At 69.2% G+C, this 26068-nt stretch carries 24 protein-coding genes and 2 pseudogenes; 13 read left to right on the top strand and 13 right to left on the bottom strand.

From position 1 onward, the window contains the following. Positions 1 to 15: 15 nt before the first annotated feature. The 7 genes from DPV79_RS12510 to DPV79_RS12480 all read left to right on the top strand — a co-directional run bounded on the left by DPV79_RS12510 (position 16) and on the right by DPV79_RS12480 (position 7487). Positions 16 to 972: a sugar kinase gene (locus DPV79_RS12510; protein ID WP_113045547.1), complete on the top strand. Its 957-nt coding sequence runs from the start codon at positions 16 to 18 to the stop codon at positions 970 to 972. Then, a complete protein-coding gene (locus tag DPV79_RS12505; protein ID WP_048024962.1) occupies positions 960 to 2321 on the top strand; it encodes a D-tagatose-bisphosphate aldolase, class II, non-catalytic subunit in 1362 nt (453 codons plus the stop codon). The genes DPV79_RS12510 and DPV79_RS12505 overlap by 13 nt, the downstream gene beginning before the upstream one ends. Positions 2322 to 2379: 58 nt before the next feature. Next, positions 2380 to 3705: an ABC transporter substrate-binding protein gene (locus tag DPV79_RS12500; RefSeq protein ID WP_113045546.1), complete on the top strand. Its 1326-nt coding sequence runs from the start codon at positions 2380 to 2382 to the stop codon at positions 3703 to 3705. 114 nt (positions 3706 to 3819) lie between these two features. Next, a complete protein-coding gene (locus tag DPV79_RS12495) occupies positions 3820 to 4773 on the top strand; it encodes a carbohydrate ABC transporter permease (RefSeq protein ID WP_113045545.1) in 954 nt (317 codons plus the stop codon). Beyond that, positions 4770 to 5621 carry a carbohydrate ABC transporter permease gene (locus tag DPV79_RS12490; RefSeq protein ID WP_027789251.1) on the top strand — a complete coding sequence of 284 codons (852 nt, stop codon included), beginning with the start codon at positions 4770 to 4772 and terminating at the stop codon, positions 5619 to 5621. The genes DPV79_RS12495 and DPV79_RS12490 overlap by 4 nt, the downstream gene beginning before the upstream one ends. Further along, complete coding sequence (locus tag DPV79_RS12485; RefSeq protein ID WP_048024959.1) at positions 5618 to 6301, top strand: HAD family hydrolase; 684 nt, start codon at positions 5618 to 5620, stop codon at positions 6299 to 6301. Before DPV79_RS12490 ends, DPV79_RS12485 begins: the two co-directional genes overlap by 4 nt. Before the next feature lie 76 nt (positions 6302 to 6377). Then, the gene (locus tag DPV79_RS12480) at positions 6378 to 7487 is read left to right on the top strand and encodes an ABC transporter ATP-binding protein (protein ID WP_059554412.1); all 1110 of its coding nucleotides are present in this window, start codon (positions 6378 to 6380) and stop codon (positions 7485 to 7487) included. A 13-nt stretch (positions 7488 to 7500) separates the two neighbouring features. Here the strand turns inward: DPV79_RS12480 and DPV79_RS12475 are convergent, their stop codons facing one another. Further along, entirely contained in the window at positions 7501 to 8385 is an 885-nt protein-coding gene (locus DPV79_RS12475; protein WP_059484367.1) for a LysR family transcriptional regulator, read from the bottom strand. Between the two features lie 114 nt (positions 8386 to 8499). On the opposite strand from DPV79_RS12475, the gene DPV79_RS12470 reads away from it, so the two are divergent. From DPV79_RS12470 to DPV79_RS12460, 3 genes are read left to right on the top strand one after another with little or no spacing between them, the layout of a single operon-like run. Beyond that, on the top strand, positions 8500 to 9696 hold the full coding sequence (locus DPV79_RS12470) for a serine hydrolase domain-containing protein (RefSeq protein WP_113045544.1): 1197 nt from the start codon (positions 8500 to 8502) through the stop codon (positions 9694 to 9696). Beyond that, positions 9693 to 10904: an MFS transporter gene (locus DPV79_RS12465; RefSeq protein ID WP_113045543.1), complete on the top strand. Its 1212-nt coding sequence runs from the start codon at positions 9693 to 9695 to the stop codon at positions 10902 to 10904. Before DPV79_RS12470 ends, DPV79_RS12465 begins: the two co-directional genes overlap by 4 nt. A 9-nt stretch (positions 10905 to 10913) precedes the next feature. After that, the gene (locus DPV79_RS12460) at positions 10914 to 11123 is read left to right on the top strand and encodes a helix-turn-helix domain-containing protein (protein WP_113045542.1); all 210 of its coding nucleotides are present in this window, start codon (positions 10914 to 10916) and stop codon (positions 11121 to 11123) included. A gap of 75 nt (positions 11124 to 11198) precedes the next feature. On the opposite strand, the gene DPV79_RS12455 is transcribed toward DPV79_RS12460, so the two are convergent. The 4 genes and pseudogenes from DPV79_RS12455 to DPV79_RS12440 all read right to left on the bottom strand — a co-directional run. Continuing rightward, on the bottom strand, positions 11199 to 12146 hold the full coding sequence (locus DPV79_RS12455; RefSeq protein ID WP_059688549.1) for a sugar-binding transcriptional regulator: 948 nt from the start codon (positions 12144 to 12146) through the stop codon (positions 11199 to 11201). Between the two features lie 122 nt (positions 12147 to 12268). Continuing rightward, entirely contained in the window at positions 12269 to 13750 is a 1482-nt protein-coding gene (gene xylB / locus DPV79_RS12450) for a xylulokinase (RefSeq protein WP_113045541.1), read from the bottom strand. An 83-nt stretch (positions 13751 to 13833) separates the two neighbouring features. After that, positions 13834 to 15273, bottom strand: a complete 1440-nt coding sequence (gene dalD / locus DPV79_RS12445; protein WP_113045540.1) for a D-arabinitol 4-dehydrogenase — start codon at positions 15271 to 15273, stop codon at positions 13834 to 13836. Positions 15274 to 15464: 191 nt separating this feature from the next. Continuing rightward, positions 15465 to 15623, bottom strand: a pseudogene (locus tag DPV79_RS12440) (LysR family transcriptional regulator); the annotation flags it as partial. Between DPV79_RS12440 and DPV79_RS12435 the strand changes: the two are divergent. Next, positions 15612 to 15785, top strand: a pseudogene (locus tag DPV79_RS12435) (MFS transporter); the annotation flags it as partial. The pseudogenes DPV79_RS12440 and DPV79_RS12435 sit on opposite strands and share 12 nt — an antisense overlap. Before the next feature lie 93 nt (positions 15786 to 15878). Here the strand turns inward: DPV79_RS12435 and kynA are convergent. The 3 genes from kynA to kynB form a co-directional block, all read right to left on the bottom strand. After that, positions 15879 to 16823 (bottom strand): tryptophan 2,3-dioxygenase, encoded by a 945-nt coding sequence (kynA, locus tag DPV79_RS12430; protein WP_060067547.1) that lies wholly within the window; start codon positions 16821 to 16823, stop codon positions 15879 to 15881. Positions 16824 to 16912: 89 nt separating this feature from the next. After that, the gene (gene kynU, locus DPV79_RS12425; protein WP_021162541.1) at positions 16913 to 18166 is read right to left on the bottom strand and encodes a kynureninase; all 1254 of its coding nucleotides are present in this window, start codon (positions 18164 to 18166) and stop codon (positions 16913 to 16915) included. A gap of 24 nt (positions 18167 to 18190) precedes the next feature. After that, entirely contained in the window at positions 18191 to 18832 is a 642-nt protein-coding gene (gene kynB, locus DPV79_RS12420; RefSeq protein ID WP_021162542.1) for an arylformamidase, read from the bottom strand. Between the two features lie 130 nt (positions 18833 to 18962). On the opposite strand from kynB, the gene DPV79_RS12415 reads away from it, so the two are divergent. Further along, positions 18963 to 19463, top strand: a complete 501-nt coding sequence (locus tag DPV79_RS12415; protein ID WP_006477992.1) for an Lrp/AsnC family transcriptional regulator — start codon at positions 18963 to 18965, stop codon at positions 19461 to 19463. Here DPV79_RS12415 and DPV79_RS12410 read toward each other — a convergent pair. The 3 genes from DPV79_RS12410 to DPV79_RS12400 all read right to left on the bottom strand — a co-directional run bounded on the left by DPV79_RS12410 (position 19450) and on the right by DPV79_RS12400 (position 22333). Then, complete coding sequence (locus DPV79_RS12410) at positions 19450 to 19959, bottom strand: flavin reductase family protein (protein ID WP_048024941.1); 510 nt, start codon at positions 19957 to 19959, stop codon at positions 19450 to 19452. The genes DPV79_RS12415 and DPV79_RS12410 overlap by 14 nt on opposite strands. 305 nt (positions 19960 to 20264) lie before the next feature. Further along, positions 20265 to 20930 (bottom strand): hypothetical protein, encoded by a 666-nt coding sequence (locus DPV79_RS12405; RefSeq protein ID WP_059855264.1) that lies wholly within the window; start codon positions 20928 to 20930, stop codon positions 20265 to 20267. Then, on the bottom strand, positions 20927 to 22333 hold the full coding sequence (locus tag DPV79_RS12400; RefSeq protein WP_048024939.1) for a selenium-binding protein SBP56-related protein: 1407 nt from the start codon (positions 22331 to 22333) through the stop codon (positions 20927 to 20929). Before DPV79_RS12400 ends, DPV79_RS12405 begins: the two co-directional genes overlap by 4 nt. Positions 22334 to 22916: 583 nt before the next feature. Here DPV79_RS12400 and msrA point away from each other — a divergent pair. Then, positions 22917 to 23477: a peptide-methionine (S)-S-oxide reductase MsrA gene (msrA, locus tag DPV79_RS12395; protein WP_041492935.1), complete on the top strand. Its 561-nt coding sequence runs from the start codon at positions 22917 to 22919 to the stop codon at positions 23475 to 23477. Between the two features lie 34 nt (positions 23478 to 23511). Here msrA and DPV79_RS12390 read toward each other — a convergent pair whose 3' ends face one another. Continuing rightward, entirely contained in the window at positions 23512 to 24801 is a 1290-nt protein-coding gene (locus tag DPV79_RS12390; protein WP_113045539.1) for a DUF72 domain-containing protein, read from the bottom strand. A 23-nt stretch (positions 24802 to 24824) separates the two neighbouring features. Further along, a complete protein-coding gene (locus DPV79_RS12385) occupies positions 24825 to 26045 on the bottom strand; it encodes an SAM-dependent methyltransferase (protein WP_021162549.1) in 1221 nt (406 codons plus the stop codon). Positions 26046 to 26068: the final 23 nt, after the last annotated feature.

Raw genomic sequence — 26068 nt, 5'->3', positions numbered from 1 at the left:
AGGAGGGCACGCCTGATGGCAGAGATCGTCGTCGCCGGCGAACTGCTGGCGGAATTCGTCGCCGCCGAGCGCGGCCAGGGTTTCGACTCGCCGGGCCTGTTCGCCGGGCCGTTCCCGAGCGGCGCGCCTGCGATCTTCGCCGACCAGGCCGCACGGCTCGGCGCGCGCGTCGCGTATGCGGGCTGCGTCGGCCGCGACGCGTTCGGCGATGCGATCGTCGCGCGGCTCGAGCGCGACGGTGTCGACGTCGCGCGCATCCGCCGCGTCGCACGTCCGACCGGCACCGCGTTCGTCGCGTATCGCGACGACGGCTCGCGCAGCTTCGTCTACAGTCTGTCCACCAGTGCGGCCGCGTGTGTCGATGCGTCCGATGTCGATACCGCGATGTTCGACGGCTGCCGCTATTTTCACGTGATGGGCTCGTCGCTGACGAGCGAATCGGCGATCGCGGCCGTGCAGCGCGGCGTGATCGAGGCCGCACGCGCCGGCGCGAAGGTGTCGTTCGATCCGAACGTGCGCCCCGAGATGCTGAGCTTTCGCCCGATGCGCGCGGCGCTCGAGACGATGCTCGCCGCGTGCCACCTGTTCATGCCGAGCGAGGCCGATTTGCCGTTCTTCTGCGGGCCGCAGCCGGCCGAGCGTGCGATCGCGGGCCTGCTCGCGACGCATCCGCTGCTCGAGCGTGTCGTGCTGAAACGCGGCGCGCAAGGCAGCGTTGCATTTGACCGCGCCAACCGCGTCGAAGCACCGGCCTTTCAGGTCGACGAAATCGACCCGACCGGCGCCGGCGACTGCTTCGGCGGCACGCTCGTGGCGAGCTTCGTCGCGGGCGTGCCGATCGATGCCGCATTGCGCCGCGCGAACGCGGCCGGCGCGATCGCGGTCACGCGGCGCGGCCCGATGGAAGGCAACAGCGGCGCGGCCGAGATCGACCGCTTCCTGACCGAACGAGGTATCGCATGTCCGGCCTGACGACCTTCGCCGAACGCCCGCGCACCGCCCACGCGGACGCAGTGCTGCGGATGATCTTCGATGCGAACCGCGCGGACGCGCAGCGCGGCATCTATTCGATCTGCAGCGCGCACCGGCTCGTGCTGGAGGCCGCGTGCGAAGCGGCGCGCGCGGATGGCTCGCCGCTCCTGATCGAGGCGACCTGCAACCAGGTGAACCATCTCGGCGGTTATACGGGCATGACGCCCGCCGATTTCCGCCGCGACGTCGACGCGATCGCCCGGCGTTGCGGGCTGGCGCCGTCGGCGCTCGTGCTCGGCGGCGACCATCTTGGGCCGAACCCATGGCGGCACCGCCGCGCGGCCGATGCGATGCGCGAGGCGGGCGCGATGGTCGCCGCCTATGTGGAAGCCGGCTTCGAAAAGATCCATCTCGATGCGAGCATGGCGTGCGCGGACGATCCGGTGCGGCTCGATGATCGCACGATCGCCGCGCGCGCGGCCGAACTGTGCCGCGTGGCGGAAGACGCGGCGGCGCGCACCGGCATCGCGCCCGTCTACGTGATCGGCACCGAGGTGCCGACGCCGGGTGGTGAAGTCAGCGGCAACAACGGCCACGGCGGCGATGCGGCGATCGCGCAGATTGCGGTCACGCGCAGCGACAGCATCGCGGCGACGCTCGATGCGCACCGCGCCGCGTTCGCGGCGGCCGGGCTCGACGACGCGTGGGCACGCGTCGTCGCGATCGTCGCGCAGCCGGGCGTCGATTTCGACGATCGCCACGTGCTCGACTACGACAGCGCGAAGGCCGCGGCGCTCGGCGCGAGTATCCTGCAGACACCGCGCCTCGTGTTCGAGGCGCATTCGACCGATTACCAGACCGAGGGTGCCCTCGCCGCGCTCGTGCGGGACCACTTCGCGGTGCTGAAGGTCGGCCCCGCACTGACGTTCGCGCTGCGCGAGGCGCTGTTCGCGCTGACCTTCATCGAGGACGCGCTGACCGGCGACGCCGGGCAGCGCTCGCGATTGCGCGACGTGGTCGACGCCGCGATGCGCGCGCAGCCCGAGCACTGGGCGCCGTACTACCGCGGCGACGAAACCGAGCAGCGGCTCGCGCGCCAGTTCAGCTACAGCGACCGGATTCGCTACTACTGGCTGCAGCCGGCCGTCGCGGCCGCGGTCGAGCAACTGTTCGACAACCTCGCGCGGCAGCCGGTGCCGGAGACGCTCGTCGCGCAGTGGCTGCCGGATGTCTACGCGGCGTGCCGCACGGGCGGGCTCGCGAAGGAGCCGCGCGCGTGGGTGCGCCACCGGATACGCGACGTGATCGCGCACTATGCGCGCGCGTGCGGAATGCAGCGGCCGGCGTGACGGGCCGCGAAGGAAACGCAGGACCGACGACACTTCGAACAAACACAGGAGACATGCCATGCAACGAAAGATGCTCGACGCCGCCGCACGCTGCTTCGCCGGAGCCGCGCTCGCGACGGCGGCCTGCGCCGCGTCCGCCGGCACGCTGACGATCGCGACGCTGAACAATCCCGACATGATCGAGCTGAAGAAGCTGTCGCCGGCGTTCGAGAAGGCGAACCCGGACATCAAGCTGAACTGGGTGATCCTCGAGGAAAACGTGCTGCGCCAGCGCGCGACGACCGACATCACGACCGGCAGCGGCCAGTTCGACGTGATGGCGATCGGCACCTACGAGACGCCGCAGTGGGGCAAGCGCGGCTGGCTCGCGCCGATCACGGGCCTGCCCGCCGACTACGACCTGAACGACATCGTGAAGACCGCGCGCGACAGCCTGTCGTACAACGGCCAGCTCTACGCGCTGCCGTTCTACGTCGAAAGCTCGATGACGTTCTACCGCAAGGACCTGTTCGCGGCGAAGGGGCTGAAGATGCCCGACCAGCCGACCTACGACCAGATCGCCGAATTCGCGGACAAGCTCACCGACAAGGCGAAGGGGACCTACGGGATCTGCCTGCGCGGCAAGGCCGGGTGGGGCGAGAACATGGCGTACGTGTCGACGGTCGTGAACACGTTCGGCGGGCGCTGGTTCGACGAGAACTGGAATGCGCAGCTGACGTCGCCGGAATGGAAGAAGGCGATCACGTTCTACGTGAACCTGCTGAAGAAGGACGGCCCGCCGGGAGCGAGCTCGAACGGCTTCAACGAGAACCTGACGCTCACCGCATCGGGCAAGTGCGCGATGTGGATCGACGCGACGGTCGCGGCCGGGATGCTCTACAACAAGCAGCAGTCGCAGGTGGCCGACAGGATCGGCTTCGCGGCCGCGCCGGTCGCCGCCACGCCGAAGGGCTCGCACTGGCTGTGGGCGTGGGCGCTGGCCGTGCCGAAGACGTCGAAGCAGCAGGACGCCGCGCGCAAGTTCATCGCATGGGCGACGTCGAAGCAGTACATCGAGATGGTCGGCAAGGACGAGGGCTGGGCGTCGGTGCCGCCGGGCACGCGCACGTCGACGTATCAGCGCCCCGAGTACAAGGCCGCCGCGCCGTTCTCGGAATTCGTGCTGAAGGCGATCGAGACGGCCGACCCGAACGATCCGTCGCTGAAGAAGGTGCCGTACACGGGCGTGCAGTACGTCGGGATTCCTGAATTCCAGTCGTTCGGCACGGTGGTCGGCCAGTCGATCGCGGGCGCGGTCGCGGGCCAGATGACGGTCGACCAGGCGCTCGCCGCCGGTCAGGCCGCCGCGGACCGCGCGGTGCGGCAGGCCGGCTACAAGAAGTAACGCGCAAGCCGTCGCGCGGCCCGTGTCGTGCGCCGTGGCACACGGCGCGGGCCGGCGAAGCTGACAGGCGGGCACGCCGTTCGCGCCCGCGCATCAACCGGAGGGACTCCGATCATGCGTCACCTGCGTCTTCCCCTGAGCCATGCTCATGCGCCGTCGGTCGGCGACGCGTCGTCGCCGCCCGGCGCGCCGCGCCGCACGCGCGGCGGCGCGAGCTGGCTCGTCTCGCCGTCCGTCGCGGTGCTGCTGCTGTGGATGTCGATCCCGCTCGCGATGACGATCTGGTATTCGTTCTCGCGCTACAACCTGCTGAACCCGGACGTGAAAGGTTTCGCCGGGCTCGACAACTACCGCTTCCTCGCGACCGATCCGTCGTTCCTGCCCGCGATCTGGCACACGCTCGTGCTGATCGGCGCGGTGCTCGCGATCACGGTGGTCGGCGGCGTGCTGATGGCCGTGCTGTTCGACCGCAAGTTCTACGGGCAGGGCGTCGCGCGCCTGTTCGCGATCGCGCCGTTCTTCGTGATGCCGACGGTGTCCGCGCTGATCTGGAAGAACATGATCCTGCACCCGGTGTACGGGCTCGTCGCGAACGCGATGCGCGCGCTCGGGATGACGCCGATCGACTGGTTCGCCGATTACCCGCTCACCGCGGTGATCATCATCGTCGCGTGGCAGTGGCTGCCGTTCGCGTTCCTGATCCTGTTCACCGCGATCCAGTCGCTCGACCAGGAGCAGAAGGAAGCCGCCCGCATCGACGGCGCGGGCCCGATCGCGATGTTCTTCTACATCACGCTGCCGCACCTGAAGCGCGCGATCGCCGTGGTCGTGATGATGGAGACGATCTTCCTGCTGTCGATCTTCGCGGAGATCTACACGACGACCGGCGGCGGCCCCGGCGACGCGACGACCAACCTGTCGTACCTGATCTACGCGCTCGGCCTGCAGCAGTTCGACGTCGGCCTCGCGTCCGCGGGCGGGATCATCGCCGTCGTGGTCGCGAACGTCGTGTCGTTCTTCCTGGTGCGGATGCTCGCGCGCAACCTGAAGGGGGAGTACGAGAAATGAGCGACCTGACCTTCGAAGGCCGGCGCGTGCCGGCCGTGTTCGACCTCGTGCGGCGTGCGCTGCCCGGCACGCTCGCGTGGCTGATCGCGCTCCTGCTGTTCTTCCCGATCTTCTGGATGGCGATCACCGCGTTCAAGACCGAGCAGCAGGCGTATGCGTCGACGCTGTTCTTCATGCCGACGCTCGACAGCTTCCGCGAGGTATTCGCGCGCAGCAACTACTTTTCGTTCGCATGGAATTCGGTGCTGATCTCGGCCGGCGTCACGGTGATCTCGCTGCTGTTCGCGGTGCCGGCCGCGTACGCGATGGCGTTCTTCCCGAACCACCGCACGCAGAAGGTGCTGCTGTGGATGCTGTCGACGAAGATGATGCCGTCGGTCGGCGTGCTCGTACCGATCTACCTGCTGTGGAAAAACGCGGGGCTGCTCGATACCGTGTCGGGCCTCGTGATCGTCTACACGCTGATCAACCTGCCGATCGCGGTGTGGATGACCTTCACGTACTTCAACGAGATCCCGAAGGACATCCTCGAAGCCGGGCGCATCGACGGCGCGTCGACGTGGCAGGAGATCGTCTACCTGCTGATGCCGATGGCGCTGCCGGGGCTCGCGTCCACCGCGCTGCTGCTCGTGATCCTGTCGTGGAACGAAGCGTTCTGGAGCATCAACCTGTCGAGCTCGAACGCCGCGCCGCTCACCGTGTTCATCGCGTCGTACTCGAGCCCCGAAGGGCTGTTCTGGGCGAAGCTGTCCGCCGCGTCGCTGCTGGCGGTCGCGCCGATCCTGATCGTCGGCTGGCTGTCGCAGAAGCAGCTCGTGCGCGGGCTCACGTTCGGAGCCGTCAAATGACCGCGAACGTCCTGATCTGCGATTGCGACGGTGTACTGATCGACAGCGAGGCCGTGGCGGCCGACGTGATCGTGCGCGAGCTCGACGCGCGCTGGCCGGGCGTCGATGCGCGGCCCGCCGTGATGCCGTTGCTCGGGCTGCGCATCGAGCGCGTGCTGGCCGGCGCGGGCGACGCCGTCGGGCGCACGCTGTCGGCCGGCGATGTCGACGCGATCCGCCGCGCGGTCGAGGCGGCGGCCGTCAACGCACCGATGGTCGACGGCATCGATGCGGCGCTGGACGCGATTCAGTTGACGACGGCCTGCGCGAGCAACAGCTACCGCGCGTACGTCGAGGCGGCACTGGCGCGCACGGGCCTCGCGCGCTTCTTCGGCGACCGGCTGTTCTGCGCGGATGCCGTCGCACGGCCGAAGCCCGCGCCGGACGTGTATCTCGCCGCCGCGCGTACGCTCGGCGTCGTGCCTGCCCAGTGCCTCGTGGTCGAGGACAGCGCGACCGGCATCACCGCGGCCGCCGCGGCCGGCATGACCGTGCTCGGCTTCGTCGGCGGCGGGCATGCGTCGGCCGCGCAGATCGACGCGCTGCGCGGGATCGGCGCGCGCCACGTATTCGACGACATGCACGAACTGCCCGGCTACGTCGCGCGCTGGCAGGCGACCGGCGCGGTGCTGCCGAACTAGCAACCACGAACGATTGCGCGCCGCGTTCGACGCGGCGCATCACGCATCACGCATCACGAACGAACGGAGACAGATCATGGCAAGCGTGCTCCTGCGCAACATCGCGAAGCGCTACGACGAAACCGAAGTGCTGCGCAACGTGAACCTCGACATCGCCGACGGCGAATTCGTCGTGTTCGTCGGCCCGAGCGGCTGCGGAAAATCCACGCTGATGCGGATGATCGCGGGCCTCGAGGACATCTCGAGCGGCGACCTGCTGATCGACGGCGCGAAGGTCAACGACGTGCCGAGCGCGAAGCGCGGCATCGCGATGGTGTTCCAGTCGTATGCGCTGTACCCGCACATGACGCTGTACGACAACATGGCGTTCGGCCTGAAGCTCGCGGGCGCGAAGAAGCCCGAGATCGACCAGGCGGTGAAGAACGCCGCGAAGATCCTGCACATCGACCATCTGCTCGACCGCAAGCCGAAGCAGCTGTCGGGCGGCCAGCGGCAGCGTGTCGCGATCGGCCGCGCGATCACGCGCAAGCCGAAGGTGTTCCTGTTCGACGAGCCGCTGTCGAACCTCGACGCGGCGCTGCGCGTGAAGATGCGGCTGGAGTTCGCGCGGCTGCACGACGAGCTGAAGACGACGATGATCTACGTGACGCACGACCAGGTCGAGGCGATGACGCTCGCGGACAAGATCGTCGTGCTGTCGGGCGGCGCGGTGCAGCAGGTCGGCACGCCGAACGAGCTTTACCACGCGCCGGCGAACCAGTTCGTCGCGGGCTTCATCGGTTCGCCGAAGATGAACTTCCTGACGGGCACCGTCGATTCGGTCGATGCCGGCGGCGTGCTCGTGCGCTTCGACAGCGGCGAGACGCAGCGCGTCGCGGTCGAGGCGGCGGGGCTGCAGCGCGGCGCGGCGGTGACGGTCGGCGTGCGGCCCGAGCACCTGAAGGTCGAAGCGGCGGCCACCGGCGTGGCCGCGCGGACGATGGCCGTGGAATCGCTCGGCGACGCCGCGTACCTGTATGCGGAGTCGGCCGTCGCGCCGGACGGGCTGATCGCGCGGATTCCGCCGCTCGACACCTACCGCACCGGTGAGGCGCTCCACGTGCACGCGCAGGCCGAGCACTGCCACCTGTTCGACGAACACGGCCAGGCGTTCCGCCGGCTGAGCGTGCACGCGAAGGCCGCATGACGGCCGGCCGCGGTCACAGCGTCAGGTGCGCGGCCATGTAATCGACGAACGCACGCAGCTTCGGCGTCGGGTGGCGGCCCGACGGCCACAGCACGTAGACCGGCGTGCAGCTCGCGACGTGTTCGTCGAGCACCGCGCGCAGCGTGCCGTCCGCGAGCGCCTCGCGCACGAAGAAGATGGGCAGGCACGCGATGCCGAGCCCGCGCAGCGCGAAGCACAGGCGCGCTTCCGCACTGTTGCTGACCATCGCGACCGGCACTTCGGGCGGCGTGCCCGCGCGCGGCACGCGCAGCGGCCAGGTCTCGAGCTTGCCGCTGGTCGGGAAACGGTAATGCAGGCAGCGGTGCTGCGCGAGATCGGCCGGCGTGCGCGGCGTGCCGTGCCGGTCGAGATAACCGGGGGACGCGACGAGGTGCTGGCGGAAGTGGCCGAGCAGCCGCGACGACAGCCGGGAATCCGAGGGCTGGCCGGTGCGCAGCACCGCGTCGAATCCTTCGTCGACGACGTCGACGAGCCGGTCGCTGAAATCGATGTCGAGCTCGATCTCCGGATACGCAGCCATGAAATCGGCGAGCACCGGCAGCAGCAGCGTGCCGATCGTCGGCAGGCTCACGCGCAAGCGCCCGCGTGGCGCTTCGGCACTGTGCGTCAGTTCCTGCTCTGCCGCGTCGAGCTCGGCGATCACGCGCCGGCACCGTTCGAGAAAGCGCGTGCCTTCGGCGGTCAACGTGATGCTGCGCGTGCTGCGGTGAAAGAGCCGCACCTTCAGCCGCGCCTCGAGCCGCGCGATGCGTTTGCCGATCGCCGAAGCCGATAGCCCGAGCGCACGTCCGGCCGCGACGAAACTGCGCGTTTCCGCGACCTGAACGAACACGACGAAGCCGCCGAGGTTTTCCATGCGAGTTTCCGATTGCGGACGCCGGCGTCCGGATTGTCCGGAACTCTACCCCGGTTTTTCTTCTTGCGTCGGCTCCCTACGATGAGCGCTCGTTCATTGCCGAGAGGTCACGTCATGTCATCCCTGCCTGTCACCGCCTTGCGCGTGGAACCGGACGCCGCGCTGCGCCGCCGGCTCGACGACGCGCTGGATCGCGCGCTCGCCGACGCGCGCATGGTCGGCGCGGTCGTGTTGGTCGCGCAGCACGGCGAGCTGCGTTATGCGCGTGCCGTCGGCCTCGCCGATCGGGAAGCCGGCACGCCGATGCGGGACGATGCGCTGTTCCGCCTGTCGTCGGTCACGAAGCCGGTCGTGGCGGCCGCCGCGATGCGGCTGGTCGCGGCGGGGCGCATCGCGCTCGACGAACCGGTCGCCCGCGCGTTGCCCGGATTCCGCCCGACGTTGACCGACGGCACGCCTGCCGTCATCACGTTGCGTCATCTGCTGTCGCATACGGCCGGCCTCGGCTACCGTTTCCTCGAAGCGGACGGCGACGGTCCGTATGCGCGCGCCGGCGTGTCCGACGGAATGGACCGCTCGCGTCTCTCGCTCGCCGAGAACCTGCGGCGCATCGCCAGCGTGCCGCTGCAGTTTGCGCCAGGTACGTCGTGGGGCTATTCGCTGTCGATGGATGTGGTCGGCGCGCTGATCGAGGCAGTCGACGGGCGGCCGCTCGCCGACGCGGTCGCCGCGCTCGTCACGACGCCGCTCGGGATGACCGACACCACGTTCGTCGCGCACGACGCCGCACGCGTCGCGACGCCATACGTGAGCACGCCGGGCGCCCCGCGCCGGATGGCGGACGTCGATCTCGTGCCGGTGTTCGACGGCACGATCGGCATCCGCTTCGAGCCGGCGCGCGTGTTCGATGCCGATGCGTGGCCGTCGGGCGGCGCGGGGATGGTCGGCACCGCGCGCGATTGCGTGACGCTGCTCGACGCGCTGCGCACGGGCCGCGACGGCTGGCTCGAACCCGCATGGGTCGACGAGATGGCGCGCGTCCAGCCGGGTGCGCGCGAACTGCGGGATGCACCGGGTTTCGGCTTCGGGCTCGGGTTCTCGGTGCTGCGCGATCCGGTGGCCGCGCGGTCGCCGGAGTCGGTCGGCACCTGGCGCGGGGGCGGCGCGTACGGGCACACGTGGTTCGTCGACCGCGCGGCGGGGGTGACGGCCGTCGCGCTGACCAACACGCTGTACGAGGGCCTCGACGGGCGGATCGTGACCGCGGTGCGCGATGCGGTCTACGGCGTCGAAACCGGGAGCGCGGCATGAGCGACTGCACGACGATCGATGACGAGCCGGCCGTTCAGCCGGTGCAGGCCGGCGCGCGCCTGCCGGTTGCGAACCTGCTGGCGCTCGCGACGGCCGCGTTCATCACGATTCTCACCGAGGCGTTGCCGGCCGGCCTGCTGCCGCTGATGAGCGCCGACCTGCGCGTGCCCGAGGCGCTGATCGGCCAGCTCGTGACCGTATATGCGCTCGGCTCGATCGTCGCGGCGATTCCGCTCGTCGCCGCGACGCGCGCGATGCGCCGGCGCACGCTGCTGCTCGCGGCGCTGGCCGGCTTCGTCGTGTCGAATGCGCTGACGGCCGTGTCGCCGTACTACGCGCTGACGCTCGCCGCGCGCTTCGTCGCGGGGATGGCGGCCGGGCTGCTGTGGGCGCTGCTCGCCGGCTACGCGAGCCGGATGGTCGATGCCCCGTTGCGCGGCCGGGCGATCGCGGTCGCGATGCTCGGTGCGCCGGTCGCGATGTCGATCGGCATTCCGGCCGGCACCGCACTCGGCGCGGCGCTCGGGTGGCGCGTCGCGTTCGCGGGTATCACGCTCGCGGCGCTCGTGCTGATCGGCTGGATCCGTTGGCGTCTGCCCGATTATCCGGGGCAGCAGGCCGGCGCGCGCGAGCCGGTGCTCGGCGTGATGACGCTGCCCGGTGTGCGGCCGGTGCTGACCGTGATGTTCGCGTACGTGCTGGCGCACAACATGCTGTATACGTACGTCGCGCCGTTTCTCGCGGGCGTGCGGATGGGCGCGCAGGTCGATGCGGTGCTGCTCGTGTTCGGTATCGCGTCGCTGGTCGGCATCGCGCTGACGGGCGCGTGGATCGGCGCCGCGCAGCGGCGGCTGACGCTCGCCAGCATCGCGTTGTTCGCCATCGCGGCGGCGATGCTCGGCGCCGGTTCCGGCATGGCGATCGTCTATGCGGGCGTCGCGCTGTGGGGGCTCGCGTTCGGCGGTGCGCCGACGCTGTTCCAGACGGCCACCGCGAACGCCGCGGGAGAGGCGGCGGATGTCGCGCAGTCGATGCTCGTGACGGTGTGGAACCTCGCGATCGCGGGTGGCGGTATCGCGGGCGGGATGCTGCTCGGCGCAACCGGGGCGGGCGCGATTCCGTGGGTGCTCGTCGCGCTGCTGGCGGCCGCGTGGGTCGGCGCATGGCGTGCTCGCCGGCATGCGTTTCCGGCGCCGCGCGCCGCGTGAGTTGGCAGTGTGCAGGTGCGGGCGCGATCGCTGACGGCGCGCGAGAAGGAGGGGCTGAAATGGACTGCGGCAGGCAAGACGTATGCCGATATCGGACTGATTCCGTCCATCCATGACAGGACTGCGAAGTTTTACCCGATGAACGTGATGCGCAAGCTTCGTGCGGCCAACAAGGCGGAGGCCGTCATGAAGGCCACGATGATCGGGTTTCTGCAGTGATGCGCGGTTAGTCCGGACGCGTCGGCGATCCGGTGTGCGGCGACCGCATGCGGTGACGGGAAGCCGGCACGCCGGCTACGCGTCCAGCGCCGCCCTCGCACACGTCTCGTCGGTGACGAGCCCCGACATCCAGCCGCCGCGCAATGCGGCGATCACCGCATCGCGTTTCTTCGGGCCGCCCGCGAATGCGATCGTCGGGCGCTTCGGCGGCGTGGCGAGCGACACGCTCGTCACGCGCGTGCCGGTCGACACATCGATCAGCTTGCCTTGCGCGTCGATCGGCACGCCGAGCAGTTCGGCCACCGCGCCGAGCGCGGTCATCTCGTCGCGCTCCTGTTCGGTGATGAAGCCGTCTTCGTAGAGCGGGCAGTGCGGGCCGATGTTGCCGATCCCGACGAACGCGACGTCGGCCTGGCCCGACAGCGCCTCGACGATCCGGTACAGCCGGTGATTGCACCACTGCGCGCGCTCGGCGGCGCTGTCGGCGAACAGCGGCGCGGGCAGCAGGAAGTGCTTGCTGCCGGTTTTCTCGGAGATGTACTGCGCGACGTCGTAGCGGTTCGACGAACCGTCGGCCGCGATCGCGCCGACCATCGACACGAGGCGGTGCTGCGGGCGGTCGATCTGCGCGATCTGTGCGACCGCTGCCTTCAGCGTCCGGCCGCTGCTGACCGCGATCACCATCGGCCGCGTTTCGTTCAGGTAGCGCTCCATCACCTGCGCGCCGGCGACGGCCAGCTTGCGGTCGATCGCGTCGGGCGCATCGGCATCGACGGGCACGACTTCGCACATCGCGAGGCCGTAGCGCTTCGACAGCTGCGCGCCGAGGTCGAGACAGTCGGCGAGCTGGTGGTCGACGCGCACGCGGATCAGGTTCTTCTCGACCGCGAACGCGACGAGGCGCTGCGCGACCGGGCGCGACACCTGCAGCTTTTCCGCGATCTCGTTCTGCGTGTCGCCCGCGACGTAGTAGAGCCACGCGGCACGCGTGGCGAGATCGAGTTTTTCTGAGGACTTGGACACGATAGCGATTCGGTTCGGAGCTGGGGGGCCGCCCGCGGGCCGGCCGGCGGGCCGCATGACGGCATCCACTGTACCGCATGTCGCGCATGCGGCCGACGGCCGGCACGCGTGACGGGCGGCGCTTACGCGAGCCGTGCGCGCGACGGTTCGTACAGCGGCCGCACGTGGCGGTACAGCGAGCGAAACGCATCGAGGCGTTCGCGCAGCAGCGCATGGCGGGCGGCATCCGGCGTGTATTCGGCCCGCACCGGCGGCTTGGCCAGCACCGCATGCGGATCGCCGCCGACGGCCAGCCAGCCGAGCCGCGCCGCGCCGAGCGCCGCACCCGTTTCGCCGCCGCCGTGCTGGCGCGTGCGCACGTTCAGCGCATCGGCGATCAGTTGTGCCCAGTACGCGCTGCGCGCGCCGCCGCCGATCAGCGACAGCTGGGCGGTTTCGACGCCGGCCGCATGCAGCGCGTCGAGACCGTCGGCGAGGCCGAGCGTCACGCCTTCGAGCACCGCGTAGCCGAGATGCGCGCGTTCGGTCGCATGCGTCATCCCGAAGAACACGCCTTGTGCGTACGGATCGTTGTGCGGCGTGCGCTCGCCGGACAGGTAGGGCAGGAACAGCGGGGCCGTCGCGAGCGCGTCGGCGTCGAGCGCCTCGACTTCGGCGAGCAGGGCGGGCTCGTCGGTGCCGGTCAGCTTGCAGACCCAGCGCAGGCAGCTCGCGGCCGACAGCACGACGCTCATCAATTGCCAGCGGTCGGGAATCGCATGGCAGAACGCATGCACGGCCGATGCGGGGTTCGGCATGAAGCGATCGCCGACCACGCTCAGCACGCCGGACGTGCCGAGCGACACGAAGCCGTCGCCTGCGTGGATCGCACCGATGCCGAGCGCGCTCGTTGCGTTGTCGCCGCCGCCGCCGGCTACCACGACCGCCTCCGACAGCCCGAGTTCGCGCGCGATGTCCGCGCGCAGCGTGCCGGACGGCGCATTGCCCTCGACGATGCGCGGCATCTGGTCACGCGTCATTCCGCATGCGGCGAGCAGCGCGTCGGACCAGTCGCGGCGTGCGACGTCGAGCCACAGCGTGCCGGCTGCGTCCGACGGATCGGACACCTTTGCACCGGTGAGCCGGAACCGCAGGTAGTCCTTCGGCATCAGCACGCAGGCGGTGGCCGCGAACACATCGGGTTCGTGCTTCGCGACCCACAGCAGCTTCGGCGCGGTGAAGCCCGGCATCGCGAGATTGCCGGCCAGTGCGTGGAGATCGGGCGCGCGTTCGGTGAGCAGCGCGCACTCGTCGGCGCTGCGCATGTCGTTCCACAGGATCGCGGGGCGCAGCACGCGGTCGTCGCGGCCGAGCAGCACGGCGCCGTGCATCTGGCCCGACAGGCCGATGCCGCGCACGGCCGCAAATGCTTGCGGATGCCGTGCGCGCAGCGCAGCGAGCGCGGCGAGCGTGCCTTGCCACCAGTCGTCCGGATGCTGTTCGGCCCAGCGCGGATGCGGCCGCGACACGGTAAACGGCGAGCCGGCGGTGCCGACGACCGTGCCGTCCGGGGCGAGCAGCAGCACCTTCACTTCCGAAGTGCCGAGGTCGATGCCGAGATACATGAGCGATCCGTTCCGTCAGTGGGGACTCGCTACTTTAGCCGCGCGGCCGTGCACGTGCCAAGGCAGGTTCGCCCCAATGCGCGTCAGCGCGCCGCGAGCCATGCATCGACCCGCGCGAGCCCGGCGCGCAACGCCTCGAACAGCGCCGGGTTGCCGGCGAGCGAACCCCACAGCGCGCGGCTTGCGCACAGCGCGGCGACCTGGTCGTCGGCCTCCGGATGGCCGGCCCCCGGACGGCCGGCCCCCGGATGGCCGGACCCGACGATCGCACGCGCGGCGCTTTCGTCCATCACGCCGTCCTGGTACGCATACGGCAAGGTGCCGCACGCCCAGCGTTCGAGAAAGCGCAGGAACAGCGCGGGCAGCACGGCGGTGGCGACCGGCGCCGCCCCGCGTGCGAACGATTCGACGAGCGTCGGCGTGATGAAGCCGGGGATCTTCGAGAAGCCGTCGGCCGCGACGCGCTGGTTCGTGTCGAGTACGTACGGGTTGCCGAAGCGCTCGAGCACGACGTCGCGGTAGCGCGCGAGATCGAGCGGGCTCGGCGTCAGGCACGGGATCACGTCCTGCGTGACGTAGTCGTGCGCGAAGCGCCGGATCGCCGCGTCGTGCGTGCCTTCGTGGATATACGTGTGGCCCGCGAGCGTGCCGGCCCACGCGATGCAGCTGTGCGTCGCGTTGAGGATGCGGATCTTCGCTTCCTCGTACGGGTGGACGTCGTCGACGAGTTCGGCACCGGCCAGCTCCCAGCGCGGCCGGCCGGCCGCGAAGCGATCCTCGATCACCCACTGGATGAACGATTCGCCCATCACCGGGCATGCGTCGTCGATGCCGGTGGCGGCCAGCACGCGCTCGCGCACGTCGGCGGTCGGGCGCGGCGTGATGCGGTCGACCATCGCGCTCGGCGTCGCGACGTTCGCATCGAACCACGCGAGCAGGTCGCCCTGCCCGCGCCGTTCGAGGAATTCGCGCATCCCCGCGCGAAAGCGCGCACCGTTGTTGCGCAGGTTGTCGCAGCTCTGCAGCGTGAGCGGGCCCGCGCCGCGCTTCACGCGTTCGGCGAGCAGCGCCGCGAGCGCGCCGTACAGCGTCGTGCGCGCACCCTGCAGGTCGGCCGCGAGATCGGCATTCGCGACGTCGAGCCGGTTGTGTTCGTCGAGGTAGTAGCCGCCTTCGGTGACGGTGAACGACACGATCCGGCAGGCCGGATCGGCGCCGGCGTCGATCAGCGCGGCGAGATCGATCGACCAGGGCAGCACGCGCGTGATCGCGCGGATCGTCTCGTACGCGCGCTCGCCTTGCGGCGTGACGGTCTCGAGCGTGTATTCGCCGTGCTGCGCGGCGAGCGCGTCCATCGTCGCGCGCATGTCGTCGCGGATGTTGCCGACGGTCAGCGACCAGCGCTCGTCGGGCGGCACGGCCGCGTTCACGCGATGCAGATACCACGCCTGGTGCGCGCGGTGAAACGAGCCTGCGCCGATGTGCAGCAGCACGGGCGTGCGGGCGGAGGGCGATGCGCTCATCCGGTGTCTCCTGTTCGTGCCAGATTTTCCTGCCGAGTACGAATACGATCATTTGCTCTATGTGTGAGCGAATGATCGTATTCGGGCGAGCGAAAGTCAAGGCGGGGAAACGGCATTTCGATGGTGCGCTGCGGCGGCGGGCGGAATGAGCGGGCGGAAAGGGCGGACGGGCCGCCGGCCGGGAAGCGCCGTCAGCGTTCCTCGCGCGTCAACGCGACGAGTTCCTCGAGCCGCTTGCCGGCCGGCTGCGGCAGGATGCCTTGGCGGCGCCGGAACGCGGTGAGCGTGCGCGCGGCGACGACTTCGTGCACGGGCCGCGTGTCGATCGTGCCGGCCCGCTGCTGCTCGCCGCGCTCGCGATCGTGCTCGACGGTTTCGACGGCCAGTTGATCGGTTTCGCGATTCCGGTGCTGATCCGCGAATGGGGAATCACGCGCGGCGCATTCGCGACGGCGGTGGCTGCCGGACTGATCGGGATGGGCATCGTCTGCGTCGCGCTGTTGGCCGTGCGGCGGCATATCCCGCGACTGTCACGTGCGGCAGCGCAGCCGCGCGAACGGGAGGAACTGGCCCGCACGTCGTCGTGACGGCGGGCGAGTGGGGCGTTACAGCGTGGTGCGCACGTGCCAGAGCTCGGGGAACAGCACGACGTCGAGCATCTTGCGCAGGTACGGCGCACCGCTGGTGCCGCCCGTGCCCTGCTTGAAGCCGATGATGCGTTCGACGGTCGTCACGTGACGGAAGCGCCACTGGCGGAATGCATCCTCGAGATCGACGAGTTCTTCGGCCATCTCGTAGAGTTCCCAGTGCTGCTGCGGGTGGCGGTACACCTCGAGCCACGCGGCTTCGACCGTTTCGTCGTGCTGCGTCGGCTGCGTCCAGTCGCGCTCGAGCCGCGCTTGCGCGATCGGGAAACCGCGCCGCGCGAGCAGGCGGACGACCTCGTCGTAGAACGACGGCGCCTCGAGCGTCGTGCGCACCTGTTCGAGGATGTCGGGCCGGTGCGCATGGGGCTGCAGCATCTGCACGTTCTTGTTGCCGAGCAGGAATTCGAGCTGGCGATACTGATACGACTGGAAACCCGACGACTGCCCGAGATACGGCCGCATCGCCGAATACTCGGACGGCGTCATCGTCGACAGCACGTTCCACGCCTGCACCAGTTGCTCGAGGATCCGCGACACGCGCGCGAGCATCTTGAACGCGGGCGGCAGCGCGTCGGTGCGCACCGCGTCGAGCGCGCCGCGCAGCTCGAACAGCGCGAGCTTCATCCACAGCTCGCTCGTCTGATGCTGGATGATGAACAGCATCTCGTTGTGATCGGGCGACAGCGGATGCTGCGCGTCGAGGATCGAATTCAGCGACAGGTAGTCGCCGTAGCTCATCGACTTCGAGAAATCGAGCTGTGCGTTGTGCCAGCCGGCTTCGCCCGAGGCATCGCCCGGCACGTGCGGCGCTTCGTGTGCCGCTTGCGCCGCTTGTGCCGGATGTGCGGCGCGTGCGCCCGAGAACGGGCAGCCCGCCGGCGCGTCGCCGCCGGGTGGCTGCATATGACCAGAATTCACGACTATCTCCAGATTTGAATGACGGGGCGCGGCGCGCAATCCGCGTGACCGCGTTGCGCGCCGGGCAAGGCCGGTCAGGTCACCGCGCCGCGTTCGGCGAACTCGGGCGCCTTCCAGGCGTCGGTGGCGAGGATGTCGCGCAGCGTCTCGACGGCATCCCACACGTCGACGAAGCGCACATAGAGCGGCGTGAAGCCGAAGCGCAGCACGTACGGCTCGCGGTAGTCGCCGATCACGCCGCGCGCGATCAGCGCCTGCATCACCTCGTAGCCGTGCGGGTGCTCGAAGCTCGCCTGCGAGCCGCGCTGGTGATGCGCGCGCGGCGTGACGAGCTTCAGCGACAGGCCCGCGCAGCGTGCTTCGACGAGCGCGATGAAGGCATCGGTCAGCGCGAGCGATTTGCGGCGGATCGTTTGCATGTCGGTTTGCAGGAACACGTCGAGCCCGCATTCGACCATCGACATCGACACGATCGGCTGCGTGCCGCACAGGAAGCGCGCGATGCCCGGATCGGGCGCGAAGCCCGGCTGCATCGCGAACGGTGCGCGGTGGCCCCACCAGCCGGACAGCGGCTGCGAGAAGTGTGCGTGATGACGCTGCGGCACCCACACGAATGCGGGCGAACCCGGGCCGCCGTTCAGGTACTTGTACGTGCAGCCGACCGCGCCGTCGGCGCGCGCGCCGTTCAGGTCGACCGGCACCGCGCCGGCCGAGTGCGCGAGGTCCCAAAGCATCAGCGCGCCCGCGTCGTGCACGAGCTGCGTGACGGCCGGCATGTCGTGCATGTAGCCGGTGCGGTAATTCACGTGCGTGATCATCGCGACGGCCGTATCCGCGCCGAGCGCGGCCGGCAGGTCGGCCGGATCGTCGATCAGGCGCAGTTCATAGTTGCCGCCGAGCTGCTCGATCAGCCCCTGCGCGATATACAGGTCGGTCGGGAAGTTCGAGCGCTCCGACACGATCACGCGGCGCTCGGGCGCGCGCTCGGCCTGGTGGCGCAGCATCGCCGACAGCAGCTTGAACAGGTTGATCGAGATGGTGTCCGTGACGACCGTTTCGCCCGGCGCGCCGCCGATCAGCGTCGCGAGCTTGTCGCCGAGACGGCGCGGCAACGCGAACCAGCCGGCCGTGTTCCAGCTGCGGATCAGGCCTTCGCCCCATTCGGCGCCGATCACCTGCTGCGCGCGGGCGGCCGATGCGCGGGGCTGCGCGCCGAGCGAGTTGCCGTCGAGATAGATTACGCCGTCGGGCAGGGAGAACTGGTCGCGCAGCGGGGCGAGCGGATCGTCGCGGTCGAGCGCGAGCGCGTCTTCACGGGTCTTGATCATGATGTGGGTCGTCAGTCGGGGTAATCAGGAGGCACGCGCGGGCAGCGCGCGCAGCACCGCGCGCACGGGGCTCGCGTCGAGCGTCGCGAATTTCAGCGGCAGTGCGATCAGTTCGTAGTCGCCGGGCGGCACGTCGTCGAGCACGATGCCTTCGAGGATCGCCATCCGGTGCGCGCGCACGCGGTGATGCGCATCCATCGTCTTCGATTCCTGCGGGTCGAGCGACGGCGTATCGATGCCGATCAGCTTCACGCCGTGCGCGGCGAGCAGGTCGACGGTCCCGGGCGCGACCGCGCAGAAGTCGCTGTCCCACCGTTCGACGCTGGCGCGTGCATACGTGCGCAGCAGCACGCGCGGCGGCACGCCGTCGAGCGCGGCCGCGACATCGGCCGGCTGCACGACCGGCGATGCGCCGATGCAGTGGATCACGCGGCACGGGCCGAGATAGGTGTCGAGCGGCACGGCGCCGATCGGCGCGCCGTCGGCGTCGTAATGCAGCGGCGCGTCGCAGTGCGCGCCCGTGTGCGGCGACAGCGTCAGGCGTGCGACGTTGACCGGCGAGCCGGCCTCCATCCGCCACACGCGTTCGACGGAAACCGGCGTATCGCCCGGCCACACGGGGGTGGCGGGGCTGACAGGCGGCGAGATGTCCCAGAGGGTGTCCATGGCATGACGATTCGGTGAGTCGATGCTTCGAATGATAGGTGGACGCTCGCAGAAAGTGCTTGCGAAATAAACATGGACAAACCGCCGGATTGGCAGATAATTCGACTCAGAGGGAAAACGGGGACCAAAAATGCACGCGATCACGCTCGATGCCACCGACTGCCGGATTCTGGCGGTACTGCAGGAAGAGGGCAGAATCAGCAATCTCGACCTGGCGGAACGCATTTCGCTTTCGCCATCCGCCTGCCTGCGCCGCATGCGCCTGCTCGAGGAGCAGGGCGTGATCGAGCACTATCGCGCGTGCCTGAGCCGCGAGAAGCTCGGCTTCGAGCTCGAGGCGTTCGTGCAGGTATCGATGCGCAACGAAGAAAATCAATGGCACGAGCGCTTCGCGGAAGCGCTGCGCGAATGGCCGGAGGTGGTCGGCGCGTTCGTCGTGACGGGCGAGAGCCACTATCTGCTGCGCGTGCTCGCGCACAACCTGAAGCACTACTCGGATTTCGTGCTGAACCGGCTCTACAAGGCGCCGGGCGTCATGGACATCCGTTCGAACATCGTGCTGCAGACGCTGAAGGACGAAGCCGGCGCGCCGGTCGGGCTGGCGCGCACTGGGGCGATCAAAGCGGTGTAAGGCCGTGGAAGCCGCCGCCGTGGAACACGAGCGGCGGCGTCGTGTCCGATGCGGCGCGCACGCCGCAGCGTTCGACCTCGCCGACGAAGATCACGTGGTCGCCTTCGTCATAGCGGCTGCGGTTGTGGCATTCGAACCATGCGAGCGCGCCGTCGAGCACGGGCATCCCGGAGTTGCCGGCCGCATGCGCGATTCCTTCGAAGCGGTCGCCCTTGTAGGTCGAGAAGCGCTTGCACAGGTCGAGCTGCGAGGCCGCCAGTACGTTCACCACATAGTGGCTGTTGCCGCGGAACACGGGCGTCGACGCCGATTTGTGCGCGAGGCTCCACAGCACGAGCGGCGGATCGAGCGATACCGAGTTGAACGAGCTGGCGGTGATGCCGATCAGCTGCCCGGACGGCGCGCGCGTCGTGATCACCGTCACGCCCGTTGCGAACTGGCCAAGCGCTTGCCGGAAAGCGGCCGAGTCGAAATCCGGGGGATTGGCATGGCTCATCGGGCAGCCATCCGGAACGAGACGGGCGGGCGCGGCGCGACGCGAGCGGGGCGGGCACGGCGGACGAAAGGCGACAAGGCGGTCGATGGGGAAGGGGTGCGCATGGCCCGATTTTAGCGGAATCGGGGCCGCCGGGCCCGGCTAGGCGGCGCATCGAGGGGGCAGGGTGGCGTAGCGAACACTGCGGCGCGCGGCAGGACGGGCAATCGCGCGCGGCCGGCAACGCCGTTCTGTCGCGTTTTTAGAGCGGTGCCGCCGCGCGGTCCCGCGCAGTGGCATTTCCCGACCGCCGATCCCCGCGCCATCTATCGCGCCGCCGCCAGTCCGAGCGACAGCGCGCCCGTCACGATCAGGCTCGACGCCCACACCGCATCGAGATTGAACCAGCTCCGCGACACGAACTTCAGCCCGAGATAGCGGTACACGAGCCACGCGAGCCCGCCGCCGGCGCCGATCATCGCGATGGCATGCACGGCCGCGACGACGAGCGCCATGCCGAGATGCGCATCGACGAGCGTGGCCGCCGCCCGGTGGCCGGCGTCCCGGTCGAGCCCGCAGAGCCCGAGGTAGATCGGCACCAGCATCAGCCCCGCGCCATGCGCGATCGCGATCGCGAACGACCACAGGCCGAGCCGCGCCGGCGGGATCCGCGCGAGCGCACGTGGATGCCGGCGCCGGATCAGCAGCACCGCGCCGAAGCCGATCACGAGCGCGCTCGCGCCGATCCGGATCGCCGATTGCCAGGCAAGCAGCGCGGCGAGCAGCCCGAACGGCAGCATCACCGCGAAGACAGCAAGCGCATGGCCGAGCGCGAGATAACCGAGCGCCGCGACGAGCGCGCCGCCGCGGCGGGTCATCAGCGCGTTCGACACCGCGAGCGGCCAGCCCATCGCGGGGTTGAGCCCGTGATACACCCCGCTCGCGAGCACGGCCGCCCACAGCGCGAACTGGGCGTGAAGGCCGGTGTTCAACGCTTGACCGACGGGTAGCAGAACGAGTCGGTCGAGCAGTCGCCGCCTTCGAGCCGGATCTGGTGCGCGCGATAACCTTCGGGGAACTCGACCCAGTAATCGTCGGCGAGCGTCAGCCCGCCTTCCGGCCCCGCATGCGCGAGCACCTGCGCGGCCGGCACGCCATCCGGATAAAACTGGTCGTCCCACGTCGAATAGAGCGAATTGGTCCAGTACACGCGCCGGCCGTCGCGGCTGATCTCGACCATCTGCGGGCCGCCTGCGAATGCGCGGCCGTTCGAGTGCGGCGCACGGCGCGCGATGCCGCCGATGCGGACCGACCCCGCGAGCACCGGGTTGTGCGGGTCCGATACGTCGTACTGGCGCATCTCGCCGGTGCCCCAGCACGACACGTACAGGAAGCGGTCGTCGAGCGACAGGTCGATGTCGGTCACGAGCGGCGGCACCGCGCCGAACGATTTCAGCAGCGGCGGCAGTTCGTCGGCCGCGGCCGGCTCGGCCGGGATGGTCGCGGTCTTCTTCACATGGAACTTGCCGCCTTCGCGCCACCAGGTCCAGATCGAGCCTTCGAGATTCGTCGTGTCGACCACGACGCCGACGAACCCGTATTCGCGCACCGGGTCGTGCGCGGGCCGCACTTCGAGCGCCATCTGATGCTGCGCGCCGAGATCGATCGTCTGCACGTTGCGCCGCGCGCGCAGGTCCCAGAAATGCAGCCGGTGCCCATATTTGTTCGCGAGCAGGTCCTCGGGCACGATGCCGTTCTCGAATTGCGGCGGCAGCGCCCATTCGCTCGACACCATGTAGTCGCGCGGCAGGTTCCACCAGAAGTCGTAATGCTTGTCCTGCGGGCCGCGGTCGATCTCCCAGCGGCCGAGCACGTCGAAGGTTTCGCAATCCATGATGAAGATGCCGGGCGCGCCGTCGGTGCCGTCCTTGCCCGCGCCGCCAAGCGTGCTCACATAGATGCCTTCGGGGCCGCAGTGAACGGTGTGCGGCCGCGAATAGCCGGTTTTCGAGAAGATCTCGTCGGGCTCGATGATCTTGTGGATGCGCGCCTGCGTCGGATGCGGCTTCGTGTCGATCACGTAGATGCGCGACGAGCGCAGGCCGGGGATGATCAGGAAGCGGCGCTCGAGGAACGCATGGCCGGTCAGCGGCGACAGCGACGACGAACAGGCATTCCAGCCGAAGTGGTGAAACTCGTCGCCGGTGTTCGGCATCGTCACCGTATGCACGATTTTTCCGTAGGTCGGCGAGCCGGGCTTCACGTCGATCACGGCGAGCGCGTCGGGTCTGGAAAAATCGGGGCTCAGCAACAACGTATAGGCAAACTCTTCCGCCGGCGCCTGCATCGCAAGCTCGGGCGAAGCGTGAAACGTCGGGTCAGGTCGCATGCTCATGGTGATGCCCTCTCGATGGGTTCGGATCGTTGACGCACGGCCGTTCGTTGCGGGCGTGCGGGTCGGGGTTGCCGCGCGGCGCGCGTGGCGCCGGCAGGCGCGATCGGCAGGCGGGTGCACGCGTCGGCGACACGTGCGGCGCGCCGTGCATCAGATCGTGAAAGCGGAGAAAGGCGGTGTTCCGGATCGCCGCACGTGGGGCGAGACGGACGCACGGCAAGGGGGTGGCACGGTCGAAGCGGTAGCCCGCGATGCGGCGACGGCCGGGCGAGTGATGCGGACGATGTCTGTTAAGGCATGCATATCGATGTTCCGGCAGATGATGTTTGCATCAGGGTCGGGCACGCATCGGGCGCTTTGCGCGAGGCAGCGGGTTTGCCGCCGCGCTCGCGCGTGCCTAAGTGTAGACGAGAACGCGGGCGGTCGGTCGTGCGCGGTACCTGTGCAACCTGTCAGGTTCGCGCGCGAGTGAGATACTTGCCGCAGTGCCGTTGCGACCCGCCCCCGGGTGGGCAGCGGCGAGACGGAACGGTGGCGCCGGCGCATGCGTGCCGGCTGCCGACATCAACGAAGGACTGATTTCATGGTGAACGAGATGCTTGAAACCGCGACATTGGGAGGCGGGTGTTTCTGGTGCACGGAGGCGGTGTTTCTCGACGTCGACGGCGTGACGGCCGTCCAGTCGGGCTACGCGGGCGGCCATACGCGCAATCCCGGCTATCGCGACATCTGCGAAGGCGACACGGGCCACGCGGAAGTCGTCAACGTGACGTTCGATCCGGCGCGCATCGGCTATCGCGAGATCCTCGAGATCTTCTTCGCGACGCACGATCCGACCCAGTTGAACCGGCAGGGCAATGACGTCGGCACGCAGTACCGTTCGGTCGTGTTCACGCATTCGGACGCGCAACGCGACACGGCGCTCGACGTGATCCGCGAGCTGGAGCGCGAGCAGGTGTTCGGGCAGCCGATCGTCACGCAGGTCGTGCCGCTCGACGGCAACTACTGGCCGGCCGAGGATTATCACCAGAACTATTACGCGCGTAACCCGGGGCAGGGCTACTGCTCGGTCGTGATCGGGCCGAAGCTCGCGAAATTCCGGCAGAAGTTCTCGCACCGGCTGAAGTCGCTGCGCGGCGCGTAAGCGCCGGAACGGCGGGAGCCGGCGCAAACGGGCGTCAGGCCGCCTCGTTGCGCCACTGCGCGCACGCGGCGGCGATCTCGCGCGCGAGCGCGATGCACGACAACGGCGCGGAGCCTTCCGCCTTGTTGTTGATCGTGATGATCACCGGCTGCCCGGCCAGCGCATAGCGCGCGGCCAGTTCGGCGAGCGCCGAGCGCGTGGCCGGATCCTCGTCGACGAGCTTGTCGAACGGCTCGTATTTCGCTTTCGCCTGTTCGTACCTGAAGCCGCTGTGCAGGCTCCAGCGCACGATCAGCGGGCCCGGCGCGTCGCCGTCGAGCAGGGCGAGCGCGGCCGCCTGGCGCAGCGCGTCGGGCATCCGCGCGTGCAGGCCGACGCAGTAGCGCACACCGAGCGCGGCGAGCGCGCGGATGAAACGCGGCGTGAGCAGGCTCGCGTCGCGAATCTCGATCGCATAGCGGGTGCCGTCGGCGTCCGGCGGCAGCGGCGGCAGCGCCGCGAAGAATGCGGCGAGCCGGTCGATCAGCGCGGCCGGCTGCGCGAGCAACTGGTCGGGCAGCGGCGAGAACTGGAACACGAGCACGCCGGCTTTCCGGCCGAGCCCTTCGAGGCACGGCTGCACGAACTCGCGGGTGGCGAGCTGCGCGTCGAGGAAGGTCGGGTTCGGCCCCGACGGCTCGCCGCGCCGGCCGCGGATGACCGCGTCGGTCACGGAGGCCGGCGCCTTCACGACGAAGCGGAAATCGTCGGGCACCTGCTGCGCGTAGCGCAGGTAATCGGCGACCGACAGCGGGCCGTAGAACGACCGGTCGAGGCTCACGCTCTTCAGCAGCGGATGCGCGCCGTACGCTTCGAGCCCTTCGCGCGACAGCTTGGTCTGCGCGAAATCGCCGTCGTAGACGATGCCGTCCCAGCCGGGGAAGTACCACGACGACGTGCCGAGCCGAACGTTCGGCGGCAGGCCGGCCGCTGCGTCGGCGACCTCGGGCGCGATCGGCGCGGGCAGCACGCCGCGTCGGCGCCGGCCTTTCTTCGGCGGCGCGGCCGGCGGGGACGGTTCGTCCCACAGCAGGCCGGAAGCGGCAGGCGGTGTTTCGTCGGAAGAACGGGAGCGGGCGCGCGGTGCCGGCTGCGCGTCGTCACGCGCGTCCGGCTTCACGTGTTCGTCGGTGCGGGCAGGCGGGCCGTCGTCCTCGGGCGACGCGCGTGCAGCGTCGGCCGGCACGCCGAACAGGTCGAATTGCCCGTCGGCGTGCGGCGCGTGCGCGTCGTCGTGCTGCTGTCGTTCCGGCGGCCCCTTGCGCCGCGTCCTGCCGTCACCCATGCATGCCCAGCGTGAAGCGCCGCCTAGCGCGGCAGCGCGTGTTCGTACATATAGCGCCGCGACCACGGCAGCGTTTTCGCGCTGCGTCCGGCCTTGCGGCACACGATCTGGAAGATCGACACGTCGTCGTGCTCGAACGCATACGCGCAGCCGGCGAGATACACGCGCCAGATGCGGAATTTTTCGTCGTCGACGAGTTGTCGCGCCGCTTCTGCCTTCGCCTCGAAGTTTTCCGTCCAGATGTCGAGCGTGCGCGCATAGTGCCGTCGCAGGCTTTCGACGTCAATCGCTTCCAGGCCGCCGCGCTGCGCGGCTTCCAGCGCGAGGCTGATGTGCGGCAGCTCGCCGTCCGGGAACACGTAGCGGTCGATGAACTCGCCGCCGCCGAGCGCCGTCTCGCCGCTTTCCGCGTCGGTCGACGTGATCCCGTGGTTCATCGCGATGCCGTCGTCGACGAGCAGGTCATGAATCCGCGTGAAATAGAGCGGCAGGTTCTTGCGCCCGACGTGCTCGAACATCCCGACACTCGTGATGCGGTCGAACTGGCCGTCGATCTCGCGGTAGTCCTGCAGCCGGATCTCGATCCTGTCCTCCAGCCCGGCCGCCTTCACGCGCGCGGTCGCGAGGTCGAACTGGTTCTGCGACAGCGTGACGCCGAGGCACTGCGCGCCGAACTTCTGCGCGGCGCGCAGCACGAGCGCACCCCAGCCGCAGCCGATGTCGAGCAGGCGCTGGCCGGGCTCGAGCCGGATCTTCGTCAGGATGTGGTCGATCTTCTTGATCTGCGCGGTGGCGAGATCCTCGTCGCCGTTCTCGAAGTAGGCGCACGAGTACACCATGTTCTCGTCGAGCCACAGCTTGTAGAACTCGTTCGAGACGTCGTAGTGATACTGGATCGCCTTCTTGTCGGTGCTCTTCGAGTGATTGAAGTAGCGCTTCACGCGCGCGAGCTTGCTCGCGCTCGTCACCGTGCTGCGCGCGAGCGAGTAGCCGATGTTGATGATGTCCGACAGCTTGCCTTCGATGTCGATCTTGCCCTTCACGTAGGCCTCGCCGAGATTGTCGAGGCTCGGTTCGAGCAAGAGCGGCAGCGCCGACGCGCTGTTCACCTTCAGCGTGACCTGCGGCGCGCTGAAGGTGCCGAAATCGAGTTGATCGCCGTTCCACAGCACGAGGCGTGCCGGTATGTTCGCTTTCGCCCGTACGTCGTCCGCCCACTGTGCCAGCTTCTTTTCCCAGAACATTTGGATTCTCCGTTTGTTCGTTG

Origin of the sequence: Burkholderia reimsis (assembly GCF_003294055.1) — a bacterium.
Classification (GTDB): Bacteria; Pseudomonadota; Gammaproteobacteria; order Burkholderiales; family Burkholderiaceae; genus Burkholderia; species Burkholderia cepacia.
The sequence above is the reverse complement of the archived record's forward strand: the minus strand, read 5'-3'. Positions and strand labels throughout refer to the sequence as shown.